The sequence below is a fragment of the Microbacterium sp. 05T445 genome (genome assembly GCF_056395865.1).
The window spans coordinates 318,057-330,321 of the sequence record NZ_JBFTKJ010000001.1; the positions used below are offsets into that span (position 1 = coordinate 318,057).

At 70.8% G+C, this 12,265-nt stretch carries 11 protein-coding genes; 2 read left to right on the forward strand and 9 right to left on the reverse strand.

Going from position 1 to position 12,265, the window contains the following annotated elements:
* Positions 1 to 135: 135 nt before the first annotated feature.
* Positions 136 to 1,014 (reverse strand): aldo/keto reductase, encoded by an 879-nt coding sequence (locus AC1DDU_RS01430; RefSeq protein ID WP_477430847.1) that lies wholly within the window; start codon positions 1,012 to 1,014, stop codon positions 136 to 138.
* An 80-nt stretch (positions 1,015 to 1,094) separates the two neighbouring features.
* On the opposite strand from AC1DDU_RS01430, the gene AC1DDU_RS01435 reads away from it, so the two are divergent.
* On the forward strand, positions 1,095 to 1,592 hold the full coding sequence (locus AC1DDU_RS01435; RefSeq protein ID WP_477430848.1) for a PaaI family thioesterase: 498 nt from the start codon (positions 1,095 to 1,097) through the stop codon (positions 1,590 to 1,592).
* 81 nt (positions 1,593 to 1,673) lie between these two features.
* Here AC1DDU_RS01435 and adhP read toward each other — a convergent pair whose 3' ends face one another.
* The 6 genes from adhP to AC1DDU_RS01465 all read right to left on the reverse strand — a co-directional run bounded on the left by adhP (position 1,674) and on the right by AC1DDU_RS01465 (position 6,387).
* Positions 1,674 to 2,702, reverse strand: coding sequence for an alcohol dehydrogenase AdhP (gene adhP, locus AC1DDU_RS01440; protein ID WP_477430849.1), 1,029 nt, complete (start codon positions 2,700 to 2,702; stop codon positions 1,674 to 1,676).
* A 164-nt stretch (positions 2,703 to 2,866) separates the two neighbouring features.
* A complete protein-coding gene (locus AC1DDU_RS01445) occupies positions 2,867 to 3,223 on the reverse strand; it encodes a PRC-barrel domain-containing protein (RefSeq protein WP_477430850.1) in 357 nt (118 codons plus the stop codon).
* Positions 3,210 to 3,626, reverse strand: coding sequence for a hypothetical protein (locus AC1DDU_RS01450; protein ID WP_477430851.1), 417 nt, complete (start codon positions 3,624 to 3,626; stop codon positions 3,210 to 3,212). The genes AC1DDU_RS01445 and AC1DDU_RS01450 overlap by 14 nt, the downstream gene beginning before the upstream one ends.
* Positions 3,623 to 4,852 carry an NRAMP family divalent metal transporter gene (locus tag AC1DDU_RS01455; protein ID WP_477430852.1) on the reverse strand — a complete coding sequence of 410 codons (1,230 nt, stop codon included), beginning with the start codon at positions 4,850 to 4,852 and terminating at the stop codon, positions 3,623 to 3,625. Before AC1DDU_RS01455 ends, AC1DDU_RS01450 begins: the two co-directional genes overlap by 4 nt.
* Positions 4,849 to 5,241 carry a hypothetical protein gene (locus tag AC1DDU_RS01460; protein ID WP_477430853.1) on the reverse strand — a complete coding sequence of 131 codons (393 nt, stop codon included), beginning with the start codon at positions 5,239 to 5,241 and terminating at the stop codon, positions 4,849 to 4,851. The genes AC1DDU_RS01455 and AC1DDU_RS01460 overlap by 4 nt, the downstream gene beginning before the upstream one ends.
* A 216-nt stretch (positions 5,242 to 5,457) precedes the next feature.
* On the reverse strand, positions 5,458 to 6,387 hold the full coding sequence (locus tag AC1DDU_RS01465) for a LysR family transcriptional regulator (protein ID WP_477430854.1): 930 nt from the start codon (positions 6,385 to 6,387) through the stop codon (positions 5,458 to 5,460).
* Positions 6,388 to 6,446: 59 nt separating this feature from the next.
* Here AC1DDU_RS01465 and AC1DDU_RS01470 point away from each other — a divergent pair, with 59 nt between their 5' ends.
* A complete protein-coding gene (locus AC1DDU_RS01470) occupies positions 6,447 to 8,198 on the forward strand; it encodes an L-aspartate oxidase (protein ID WP_477430855.1) in 1,752 nt (583 codons plus the stop codon).
* Positions 8,199 to 8,284: 86 nt separating this feature from the next.
* On the opposite strand, the gene AC1DDU_RS01475 is transcribed toward AC1DDU_RS01470, so the two are convergent.
* Together AC1DDU_RS01475 and AC1DDU_RS01480 are read right to left on the reverse strand one after the other, a co-directional pair.
* On the reverse strand, positions 8,285 to 8,713 hold the full coding sequence (locus AC1DDU_RS01475; protein ID WP_477430856.1) for a VOC family protein: 429 nt from the start codon (positions 8,711 to 8,713) through the stop codon (positions 8,285 to 8,287).
* 74 nt (positions 8,714 to 8,787) lie between these two features.
* The gene (locus AC1DDU_RS01480) at positions 8,788 to 12,225 is read right to left on the reverse strand and encodes an error-prone DNA polymerase (RefSeq protein ID WP_477430857.1); all 3,438 of its coding nucleotides are present in this window, start codon (positions 12,223 to 12,225) and stop codon (positions 8,788 to 8,790) included.
* Positions 12,226 to 12,265: the final 40 nt, after the last annotated feature.

Sequence of the window (12,265 nt, forward strand, 5' to 3'; positions counted from 1 at the left end):
ACACGCTGATCGTGTTGCTGACGAGCGCGGGGGCCCGCGGTCTCCGACACGAGACTCATCCGATCGGCGGTTCGCCGTTCAATCCCGACCGTGCAGGTGCGGACCGCCGCGGCTGCCGCGTCCCCGGACGTGGTCTCATTCCTCGGGGATGTCTCGTCCGAAGCTCTCGAGCGTGATCGCTTCCGGCTCGGGCCCACCGCGCACACCACGGTCGAGGGCGTCGATGCGGTCCAGCTCGTCGTCGGTGAGGGCGAAGTCGAAGACGTCGAAGTTCTCGCGGATGCGTTCGGGCTTGACGGACTTCGGGATCGCGGAACGACCCTGCTGCAGATGCCAGCGCAGCATCGTCTGCGCGGCCGTCTTCCCGTGGGCGGCGGCGATCTCGAGGATCGTCGGGTCGGTGAACGTGCTCGTCGCGCTCTCCCCGCGATAGGCGGTGATGCCGCCGATCGGGGACCATGCCTGGGTGAGGATGCCGTCCTCGGCGTCGGCGGCCTGCGCCTCAGGCTGGGTGAAGAACGGGTGGACCTCGATCTGGTTGACCGCCGGCACGACGTCCGTCGCGGCGAGGAGGGTACGGAGGTGGGCGGGCATGAAGTTGCTCACGCCGATCGCACGGACCCGTCCGTCCGCCAGCAGCGTCTCCAGCGCCCGGTACGCCGAGAGGGTCCTGTCGAACTCGCCCGGCAGCGCCTGGTGCAGCAGGAGCAGGTCGATCTGCTCGACGCCGAGCTTGCGGACGCTCTTCTCGAAGGCGTGCAGGGTCTGGTCGTAGCCGTAGTCACTGATCCACACCTTCGTCTCGATGAAGACCTCGTTCCGGTCGAGCCCCGACTCGCGGATCGCGTCGCCGACGCCGCGCTCGTTCCCGTAGGCGGCTGCCGTGTCGATCAACCGATACCCGCTCGCCAGCGCCGTGGCGACGGCATCCTTCGTCTCCGCGGGCGGGGTCTGGAAGACGCCGAATCCGAGCGCGGGCATCGCGACGCCGTTGTTCAAAGTCACTGTGCTCATGCTCTCGACGTTAGGCCCGCCCGCCGTGATGAGGCAGGGACTGTCAGTACACGGCTACCCGGTGCTCCTATCCTGTGGGGATGGAGTCCCACGTCGACCGAACACGCAGCGTCAGCTGGGAGGATCCGAAGCCGCCGCTGGCCGCATCGCGCGACCTGGACGGGCTCGCCTACCTCCGGGCGATGATCGCCGGCGAGTACCCGCCCCCGCCGATCTCACGGCTCATGAACTTCTGGCTCGTGTCGGCCGACCCCGGAGAAGCGGTCTTCGAGTGCGACCCCGGGGAGTACCACGACAACCCGCTCGGCATGGTGCACGGCGGGCTCGCCTGCACGCTGCTCGACTCCGTCGTGGGATGCGCAGCGCACACGACGCTGCCGGCGGGAGTCGGCTACACGTCGATCGACCTCAACGTCTCGTACCTGCGCCCAGTCCTGTCGACGATGGGCCGCCTGCGTGCACGAGGCCGCGTCGTGAAGGGCGGGCAACGTGTGATCTTCGCCGAGGGAGTGCTCGAGGACTCCGCCGGCCGCGCACTCGCGACCGCCACCAGCTCGCTGCTGGTCATCCGTCCCTGACGTCGGGCCGCGCCGTCGCACGCCGTGCCATCGGCGAGTCGACGCCCGCCGGGACGGGCGCGGGCTCGTCCCCGGCGACGACTACCCCGCGGCATCCGTCCCGTAGGTGAAGACCAGCCGCGCCGGCACCGTGCCCGCCAGCACCTCGTCCACCGAGGCGTTGACCTCGTCGAGCTGACGGGTCTGCGTGATCACACGCGTGCGTCCCGCCGCGTGAAGGTCGAACACCTCGACGAGATCCTGACGCGTGCCCACGATGGAGCCGATGATGCTGATGCCCTTGAGCACGGTGTCGAAGATGGGGATCGTGAGCGAGCCGTCGGCCGGCAGCGACACGAGGACGAGCCGGCCGCCGCGGTTGAGCGCGTCGAAGGCCTGCTGGAAGACCGACGGCGCGACGGCGAGCATGACGGCCACGTCCGCTCCCCCCATGACGCGGATCGCCTCGACCGGATCGCTCGTGCGCGCGTTCACCACGTGATCCGCGCCGAGCTCGGTGGCCAGCGCCAGCTTCTCCTCGGTGACATCCACCGCGATGACCTTCGCGCCGACGAGCCGGGCGTACTGCACCGCGAGGTGCCCGAGGCCGCCGATGCCGAACACGACGACCGTCTCCCCCGGAGTGACATGCGCATTCTTGATCGCGGCGTACGTCGTGACTCCCGCGCACGTCAAGGGCGCGGCATCCAGCGGCGTGACACCGTCGGGAACGGGGACCGCGAAACGCGCGTCGGCGAGCATGTACTCCGCGTACCCGCCGTCGACCGCATACCCGTTGTTGAACTGCTGCTCGCAGAGGTTCTCGCGGCCGTCCACGCAGTAACGGCACTCGCCGCAGGCGTGACCGAGCCACGGCATCGCCACTCGCTGCCCGACCGTGCGGCTGGTCACACCGTCGCCGAGCTGCTCGACGATGCCCACGCCCTCGTGCCCGGGCACCAGTGGCAGATTCGGTTTGACCGGCCAGTCGCCGCGCATGGCATGGATGTCGGTATGGCACAGCCCGCACGTCTCCAGGCGGACGAGCACCTGCCCCGGCCCCGGCTGCGGGATCGGGCGGTCCTGGATCTCCGCCGGTGCTCCGAAAGACCCTACGACTGCTGCGCGCATGACCTGCTCCTCGCGTTCGTTGAGGGATCGGGTCTCGGCCGGACCGACCGCCGCCGAGACGCGGATCCCGTGAGCGTGACCACCGTCCCACGGAAGCCGGTACCGCCACAACGGGGCACGTCGACCTCCACGGGCGGATGCTCGACGCACCGCAGCGCGACCCGTCACCGGCCGGGCGTGCCGGTGGGTGCGCGGCGCGCGTCGAGCGGGATGAGGGGCGCCGCCACACCCAGGACGACGTCGTCGTCCACGCGCTGCACGCACTCCCAGGGGACGATCCGCGAGCGGCGATGCAGCCAGGCGATGGCCTTGGCGATGACGACGGGACGACTCACGCGGCCGCGTTCGTAGCCGTAGAACGACGAGCGGCTGTGGGGGCTCACGATGAGACCGACGAGCTCCAGCGTTCCTTCGCGTTCTCCCTTGCGCGGCCCGCGTCGGAACCGCACGTCGACGATGCGTCCCAGGTCCTCGCCGTCGCGGGACCGGACGCGCATGCCGAGAAGCTCACTCAGGAGCATGACGGCCTCCTGGGATGCGGGCGATGATCCGGTCGCGCACCCACCGCTCCAGCCACGTCGCGTCGAGGTCGTCGGCGTGCACGCGCAGCTCGATGACGGACCCGAGCCGGGTCACGAGCTCCCATGACAGCCGATCGGCGCGGGAGAGCGGCATCCGCCCGCCGAAGATGCGAGGCAGCACCGCCGCGCCCACGACGATCGCCGCCACCGTCGGCGTCGTCTCGTGGTCGACCGGCTCCCCCCGTTCGACGCCGTCGAGCTCGACGTCGTCCACGGTGCTGATCGGGATGCCGTCGCGATCGAGCATCTGCCGATCGAGCAGATGGAGGCGAGCGTCCACCGCCCGGCCGTCGGGATCCTGGTACCACTCCAGCGGGTGGCGCGGCCGTGTCGCGCGTCTCATGAGCCCATCCCCGTCACGATCATCAGCGGGATCGCCGCCACCGCGGCGGCGACGATCACCCCCAGGAAGACCACCGCGAGCGCGTTGCGCGCCCGCCCGTTGACCTGCGGGCCCATGTACTCCGGATCGTTCGCGACGACCAGGATCGGGAAATAGGTCAGCGGCAGCGCGACGGCGGAGAACACGACGGACACCTCGGTGACCGCGATGGGATCGACGCCGGTCGCGAGGATGCCGCCGCCGACGAGCAGGCAGATGATCATCGACAGATGGAATCTCGCCGCCTGGGCGGGGCGGCGGAACTTCCCCCAGCTCCAGCCGAAGAACTGCGCCAGGATGTACCCGCTGGACAGGGTCGTCTCCAAGGCAGCGCCGAAAGTCGCGGCGAGGATGCCCACGATCGCGAACGCCAGGGCGAGCCTGCCACCGGCTTCGGCGACCGGCAGCACGACCTGCGAGAGCGTCGTGACCTCGATCGCCTGCGGCAGCAGCACCGCGGCGGCGCACGCGGCGATCGCGAGCGAGAGCATGCCGCCCAGCGGGAAGCCGATGAAGACGTTGGCGCGCTCGACGCCCAGGTCCTTGCGGGTCCACTTCTCCTCGACGGCCCCCGACGAGAAGAAGAAGACCTCGTACGGCGTCATCGCCGCACCGAACAGCGCCACGGCGAAGTACCAGTACGAGAGCGGACTGTCGTCGGTGGTCGTCCAGGGCCGGATCGCCTGCGTGGCGAGCGCACCCCAGTCCGGACTCAGCAGGAACACCCCGACGGCGAAGACGATCAATGTCAAGCCGAGCAGGCCCGCGACGTTCTCCATGATCGAGAACTTCGTGCGCCAGACGACGATCCACACCGCGAACAGGGCCACCGGGATCCACATCCCCGGGCCGACGCCCGCAGCGAGCTGCAGCGCCAGTGCGATACCGCCGATCTCGGCGGTGAGCGTGAGCAGATTGATGAGGAAGGATGCCGCGAGGTTGGCCATGCCCGTCCGCGGGCCGAGGCGTTCGCGGATGATCTCGAACGTCGCACGGCCGCTGACCGCGGCGACACGACCGGCCATGTCGGCGTACACGCAGATGCCCACGATCCCTACGACGACGACCCACGCCAGGCCCATCCCGAATCGCGACCCGACGACGGCGTTGGTCACGAGATCGCCGATGTCCACGAACCCGCCGATGGCGGTGAGGATGCCCAGCGCCACGGCGAACAGGCGCTTCATCCCACACCCTCCAGGGCATCCAGCTCGGCGACGGCGGCCTCGAGCTCGTCGCGCGCGGCATCGACATGCCCCTGCTGCGCCGCATGCACCGCCTCCAGGGCATCGCGGGTGGCATCCAGCGCGGCCGCGCGGTAGTCGGCATCCGCTCGGGTCGTCGTCGGAGCGAGGACGAGCTCCCGCTCGGTGTCGGCGAGGTTCGCGGCCATGTCGTCGAGCAGGGCCGAGAACGTCGTGGCGAAGATCCGGCTCTCCTGGTCCAGCCCGATGCCGAGACGTGCCGATGCGGATGCGCTGAGCGCGTCGGCCGCCATCGACACCAGCGCCGGATCGGGCACGGCCGCGGGCGCGCATCCGGCGGGCGCGAGCGTCCCGGCGAGCAGCAGTGCCACGATCCGTGCCCGACGCGGCGGGGCGGCGAGGCGCGCGCGGACGCGGGGGCGAGGCATCCATCCGCCCGCCCGCCCGGGCTGTGCCGACCTGCTGCGCTGTGACATCGGTCGCACCGTATGACCCGGGCGACATGCGCGGCCAGCCGCTTGACACGAGCCCTGCGGGGTGGCACGTGGTCGAGCGGGCCCCCGGGTGCGAACGGGCGGCGCGGCGCCTCAGTCCGACGCCAGCCGCATCGTCGCCTCGGGCCGGGCGGCGAGGGTCGTCGCCGTGCGGACGATGGATCGCTGCATGACCTCGACCGCGGCGGACGGCGCGATGTCCGCGACGCGCGCGATGCTGATGGTGCGGGTGAGCGTGGGGGTCGAGACGCGCACCGCCCGCAGCCCCTCGCGCTCGATCAGCACCATCGCGGGGACGATGGCCACGCCGAGGCCGCGCTCGACGAAGCGGAGCACGGCATCCATCTCCGCGCCCTCGATGACGGTGTGCGGCGTCAGGCTCGCGGCCTGGAACGCGGCATCGGTCGTCGCCCGCAGATCGTAGGTCGAGCTGAAGACGATCTGCGGCAGCTCTGCGACCTCGCCGAGCGTGATGCTGCTGCGTTCGGTGAGCGCGGGGGCGCTGCCGGAGGAGATCATCACGAGCTCCTCGATGAGCAGCGGGGTGACGATGAACCGTTCGGTGGATGCCGCGTCCGATGTCGTGATCAGCGCCAGGTCCAGTTCGCCCGCCGCCAGCTCGTCCAGCAGCCCCCGCGAGCCGCGCTCGGTGATGTGCAGCTCGACGGCGGGATGCGCGGCGTGGAACGCGCTCAGCACTTCGGTGACGAGGCTGATGCACAGCGTCGGCGTCGCCCCCAGTCGCACGCGGCCGCGGCGCAGTCCGGCCAGCTCATCCAGCTCGCGGCGGACGGACTCCGCGTCCGCCAGCATGCGCCTCGCCAGGGGCAGGAGCGACTCCCCCGCCGCGGTGAGCGTGCTGCCGGTGCGTGCGCGGTGGAAGAGCTCCGCGCCGAGGTCGTGCTCGAGCGCCGCGATCTGTCGACTCAGCGACGGCTGCGCGAGGTGGAGCTGCTCCGCCGCCCGCGTGAAGTTGCCGAGATGAGCGACGGTGACGAAGCCTCGCAGCTGCTCCAGATTCATTTCCATAGCGTATCGCTATCGAATCAACGCTGAATATGCATTGGAGTAATCGGAAGCGAATGCCTAGCGTGAACGTCGTGACTCCCACCGAACGTCAGTTGTCCACCACCGTCCTTGTCATCGGCACCGGAGGCTCCGGTCTTCGCGCGGCCATCGAGCTCGCCGAAGCCGGCGTCGACGTCATCGCCCTGGGCAAGCGTCCCAAGTCCGACGCCCACACCTCGCTCGCCGCCGGCGGCATCAACGCCGCACTGGGGACGATGGATGCCGACGACTCCTGGCAGCAGCACGCCGCCGACACGCTCAAGGAGAGCTACCTGCTCGCCAACCCGCACACCGTCGAGATCGTGACCTCCGGCGCCGCGCAGGGCATCGACGACCTGGAGCGGTACGGCATGCCGTTCGCCCGCGAGGACGACGGCCGGATCTCGCAGCGGTTCTTCGGCGCGCACACCTACCGCCGCACCGCGTTCGCGGGCGACTACACCGGGCTCGAGATCCAGCGCACCCTGATCAACCGTGCCGCGCAGCTGCGGGTGCCGATCCTCGACACCGTCTACGTCACGCGCATCCTCGTGAACCAGGACGGCGCGGTCTTCGGCGCCTACGGCTTCGACCTCGAGGACGGCACCCGCTACCTCATCCACGCCGACGCCGTCATCCTCGCCGCGGGCGGCCACAACCGCATCTGGCGGCGGACCTCGTCGCGCCGCGACGAGAACACCGGCGACTCCTTCCGCCTCGCCGTCGAGGCCGGCGGGCGACTGCGGGATCCGGAGCTCGTGCAGTTCCATCCGAGCGGCATCATCGAGCCCGAGAACGCCGCCGGCACGCTCGTCTCGGAGGCGGCCCGCGGCGAGGGCGGCATCCTGCGCAACGGACTCGGCGAGCGCTTCATGCACAAGTACGACCCGGAGCGGCTCGAGCTGTCCACGCGCGACCGCGTCGCACTGGCCTGCTACACCGAGATCAAGGAGGGCCGCGGAACACCGAACGGCGGAGTCTGGCTGGACGTCTCGCACCTGCCGCGCGAGACGATCATGACCCGCCTCCCCCGCGTCTACCAGACGATGCTCGAGCTGCAGATGCTCGACATCACGAAGGAGCCGATCGAGATCGCGCCCACCGCGCACTACTCGATGGGCGGCGTGTGGGTGCGCTCCGAGGACCACTCGACGGACGTGCCCGGGCTGTACGCCATCGGCGAGGCGTCTTCGGGCCTGCACGGCGCGAACCGCCTCGGCGGGAACTCCCTCATCGAGCTGCTGGTGTTCGGACGCATCGTGGGGCAAGCCGCAGCGGCCTACTCGGCGGCGCTGCCGGCGCAGCAGCGGTCGGCATCGGCCGTCGCCGCCGCGCGTGCGGAGATCTCGGACCTCCTCGAGGCATCGGGCAGCGAGAACGTGCGGGCGCTGCAGCGCGCCATCCGCGACACGATGACCGAGCATGCCGGTGTGGTGCGCGACGAGCAGGGTCTGCGGGCCGGCCTCGCCGAGCTCGACGCGATCGAAGCCCGGATGGCAGACATCGGCGTGCACCCCGACATCGCCGGCTACCACGACCTCGCCCACGCGTTCGACCTGAAGTCGGCGGCGCTCGCGGCGCGGGCCACGCTCGAAGCGGCGCTCGAGCGCCGCGAGACCCGCGGCTGCCACAACCGCAGCGACTACCCGGAGCTCGACCCCGACCTGCAGGTGAACCTCGTCTGGTCGCCGGCCACCGGCGTGGTGCGGGAGCAGATCCCGCCGATTCCGGCCGAGATCGCCGCGCTCATGCGCGAGGTGTCGGTCGCCGGCAAGCTCGTCGAGTAGGCGCCTCGGCATCCCCCGCGTGCATCACGCGGTGCGGATGCGAGGACCCGCGGCGGGGCATCCGGAGACGTCCGCGAGCCCCGCCGCTACTGCAGGCAGAACTCGTTCCCCTCGGGATCGGTCATCTGGTAATAGGTGTCGGGCCAGGGTCCCCACATCTGGTCGACGAGCCGGACGACCGTCGCCCCGAGTGCGACGAGCCGATCCTTCTCGGCGTCGAGCTCGTCGCGACTCGGAGAGCGGCCAGGGGTCGCACTGATGTCGAGATGAAGCCGGTTGCGCCCGGCTTTCGCGTCGGACGCGTGGTGGAAGAACAATCGCGGCCCGACTCCGTCCGGGTCCTCGGCCACGCCTCGTTTGGCGAGGTCCGCTTCGGTCAGACCCGCCGCGAGCAGCTCGCCTTTCAGCGGTTCGTCCCACGTCATCTCGGGGTAGCCGAAGACGGCGCCCCAGAAGCGTGCGAGTGCCGCAGGATCGTCGGCGTAGAACGTGATGTTCCCGAGCTTGCCTGCCACAGCGGCCTTCTCCCTCGCGGCGTCGGCGCCGCGACATCGTCACCCTATGCCGGTGCGGCGTGGCGCGGCATCCGTCAACGGAAATCGCGCGCACGGTGCTGCACCTCGACGCGGAGGTCTTCGAAGCGGTCGGCGATGAGGTTCGTCACCCCCTCGACCGAGCGTTCCAGCATGCCCCGCACGATGAGCGCCGGCGAATCCCGCACGACGCGGCGATACCGGTTCCAGACGCCCAGCGAGCAGACGACGTTCACGAGGCCGTGCTCGTCCTCGAGATTGAGGAAGGTGATCCCGGATGCCGTCGCCGGCCGCTGCCGGTGGGTGACGAGCCCCGCCACCTCGACGCGGCGGCCGACCTCGTGACTGCGCAGTTCGCGCGACGTCAGCACGCCGCGGGCGTCCAGTCCGGAGCGGTAGTGCGTCATCGGATGGTCGTCGGTCGAGACGCCGGTGGCCCACAGGTCTGCGGCGAGGCGCTCGTAGCTGGTGGGGTCGGTGAACAGCGGCGGCTGCACCGCGATGAGCGAGTCCGGCAGGAACTCGGGGCGGTCCTGCGCCGCCGACCCGGCGAGCCAGATCGCCTCACGCCTGCTGAGCCCGAGGCACTCGAACGCCCCGGCGGTGGCGAGCGCCTCGACCTGCGCCGCGGTGATGCTGGTGCGTCGGACGAGGTCGCGGAGGTCGCGGAACAGTCCTCCGGCCTCACGGGCGGCGACGATGCGCCGCGCGACCGCCGCGCCGATCCCCTTCACCCCCGCGAGCCCCAGCCGCACGGCGAAGCGCCCATCCCGACGGTGAGCCGCCGACTCGTCGGGCGCCGCGATGTCGAACAGGCCCACCGGGGGCTGGTTGCGGTGCAGGCAGGAGTCCAGCCCCGTCGGCCCTACCGGCGTGGCGTGCGACTCGTCCGCGGAGTCCGACGAGTCCGTCACCTCGCCGTCCCGCGCCTCCAGCACCGCTTCGACGCCAGACAGGTGCAGGTCGGGGCGGCGCACGTCGACGCCGTGACGGCGGGCGTCGCCGACGAGGGTCGCGGGCGAGTAGAAGCCCATCGGCTGCGCCCTCAGGAGTCCGGCGAGGAACGCCGCCGGATAGTGCAGCTTGATCCACGAGCTGGCGTACACGAGCAGCGCGAACGACAGCGAATGCGACTCGGCGAAGCCGAAGTTCGCGAACGCCTGGATCTTGGCGTAGATCGCGTCGGCCTCCTCGCCGACGAGGTCGTTCCCGGCCATGCCGGCGTACAGCTTCTCTTTCAGCGACTCGATGCGCTCGACGCCGCGCTTGGACCCCATGGCCCGCCGCAGCAGGTCGGCGTCCTCGCCGGTGAGCCCGCCCACGGCCATTCCCATCTGCATGAGCTGCTCCTGGAACACCGGGATGCCGAGCGTGCGCTCCAGCACCGGCTCCAGCTTCGGATGCGGGTAGGTCACCTCCTCCTGACCGAGCTTGCGCTTGACGAACGGGTGCACCGCGCCACCCTGGATGGGGCCAGGGCGGATGAGCGCGATCTCGATCACGAGGTCGTAGAACTTCCGCGGCTGCAGCCGCGGAAGAAGCCCCATCTGCGCCCGCGACTCGACCTGGAACACGCCGATCGAGTCGGCGCGGCACAGCATGTCGTAGACAGCCTTCTCCTCTTTCGGGAGGGTCGACAGCTCCCAGTCCTCCCCGGTCGAGGCGCGGATCATGTCGAAGCAGTACTGCAGGGCGGCCAGCATCCCCAGTCCCAGCAGGTCGAACTTGACCAGGCCCATCCAGGCCGCGTCGTCCTTGTCCCACTGGATCACCGTGCGGTTCTCCATGCGGGCGTGCTCGATCGGCACGACCTCGCCCACCGGACGGTCGGTGAGCACCATGCCGCCGGAATGGATGCCGAGATGCCGCGGCGCCTTGAGCAGCTCGGAGGCGAACTCCAGCACCTGGTCGGGGATGTCGTGGCCGGCGCCCGTCTCGAGGAGGGCTCCCCAGCCCTCGATCTGCTTCGACCAGGCGTCCTGCTGCCCCGGCGAATGGCCGAGCGCCTTCGCCATGTCGCGCACGGCATTCTTGGGGCGGTACTGGATGACGTTCGCGACCTGTGCCGCGCGGTCGCGGCCGTACTCCTGGTAGACCCACTGGATGATCTCCTCGCGGCGATCGGAGTCGAAGTCGACATCGATGTCGGGCTCCTCCTCGCGCAGGCTCGACAGGAACCGCTCGAACGGCAGGTCGTACCCGATCGCGTCGACGGCCGTGATGTCGAGCAGGTAGCAGATCGCGCTGTTGGCGGCGGAGCCGCGACCCTGGCACAGGATGCCGCGCCGCCGCGCCTCCTGCACGATCCCGTGCACGATGAGGAAGTAGCCGGGGAAGTCCTTCATCTCGATGACACCGAGCTCCTTCTCGATGCGCCCCCGGTTCGCCTCCGTCAGGTCGGGGTACTTGCGCGGCACCGCCTCCCAGACGAGGTGCCGCAGCCACGACATCGGCGTGTGCCCCTCGGGCACCTTCTGCTTCGGGAGCGCGGGCTTGGCCTTGCGGAGGGGGAAGGCGAGTTCGTCGGCGAGGGTCACCGTGCGGGCGACGGCATCCGGGAACCGCACGAACCGCTCGGCCATCTCGGCGCCCGAGCGCAGGTGCGCTCCGGCGTGGGAGGGCAGCCAGCCGTCGAGCTCGTCGAGCCCGCGGTTCGCCCGCACCGCCGCGACCGCCGCGGCCAGCAGCTGCCGCTTCGGCACGGCGTAGTGCACGTTGTTCGTGGCGAGGAGCGGGAGCCCCCGCTCCCGCGCGAGCCCGGCCAGCACGTCGTTGTCGCGGGTGTCGAGCGGGTTGCCGTGGTCGATGAGCTCGACGTGCACGTTGTCCTTTCCGAACAGCGTCACGAGGCGGTCGAGTTCGCGGGCCGCCGCGTCGGGGCCCTCGGCGAGCGCGCGGCGCACCGCACCCTTGCGGCATCCGGTGAGCACCGCCCACTCCCCCGCCGCCTGCGCGGCGAGCTCGTCGAGGTCGTAGACCGGTCTGCCCTTCTCGGCCCCCTGCAGCTGGGCGTGCGTGATCGCTCCCGCCAGCCGGTGGTACCCCTCCTCGCCGCGGGCGAGCACCAGCAGGTGCCCGCCGACCGGGTCGGCCTCGCCGTTCTGCGGCCGGGGAAGCTCCAGCGACAGCTCTGCGCCGAACACCGTCCTGAGCCGGAGGGTCTCGGCGGCCTCGGCGAACCGGACGATGCCGTAGAAGCCGTCGTGGTCGGTGACCGCGAGGGCGTGCAGGCCCAGACGCTCGGCCTCTTCGGCGAGCTCTTCGGGCGAGGAGGCGCCGTCGAGGAACGAGTACGACGAGTGCGCGTGCAGCTCGGCGTAGGGGATCGCGTCGGTCGGGCGCTCGATCTCGGGCGGGACGTACGGCCCCCGCTTGTGCGACCACGCCGGGCTGTCGCCGCCGTCGGCGCCGACGGGCGGTCCGCCGGGCCGACGGCGACCGCTCAGCACGCGCTCCATCTCGGACCACGGAACGCCCGGATTGTTGAAGCCCATCAGCCCTCACCCGCCGTCGCGGGGTGCGGCGCCTGCCGTC

Bases quoted from the DNA above. Each gene is read 5' to 3' on its own strand.
- AC1DDU_RS01430 (WP_477430847.1), bottom strand. From the start codon at position 1,014: ATGAGCACAGTGACTTTGAACAACGGCGTCGCGATGCCCGCGCTCGGA.
- AC1DDU_RS01435 (WP_477430848.1), top strand. From the start codon at position 1,095: ATGGAGTCCCACGTCGACCGAACACGCAGCGTCAGCTGGGAGGATCCG.
- adhP (WP_477430849.1), bottom strand. From the start codon at position 2,702: ATGCGCGCAGCAGTCGTAGGGTCTTTCGGAGCACCGGCGGAGATCCAG.
- AC1DDU_RS01445 (WP_477430850.1), bottom strand. From the start codon at position 3,223: ATGCTCCTGAGTGAGCTTCTCGGCATGCGCGTCCGGTCCCGCGACGGC.
- AC1DDU_RS01450 (WP_477430851.1), bottom strand. From the start codon at position 3,626: ATGAGACGCGCGACACGGCCGCGCCACCCGCTGGAGTGGTACCAGGAT.
- AC1DDU_RS01455 (WP_477430852.1), bottom strand. From the start codon at position 4,852: ATGAAGCGCCTGTTCGCCGTGGCGCTGGGCATCCTCACCGCCATCGGC.
- AC1DDU_RS01465 (WP_477430854.1), bottom strand. From the start codon at position 6,387: ATGAATCTGGAGCAGCTGCGAGGCTTCGTCACCGTCGCTCATCTCGGC.
- AC1DDU_RS01470 (WP_477430855.1), top strand. From the start codon at position 6,447: ATGCCTAGCGTGAACGTCGTGACTCCCACCGAACGTCAGTTGTCCACC.
- AC1DDU_RS01480 (WP_477430857.1), bottom strand. From the start codon at position 12,225: ATGGGCTTCAACAATCCGGGCGTTCCGTGGTCCGAGATGGAGCGCGTG.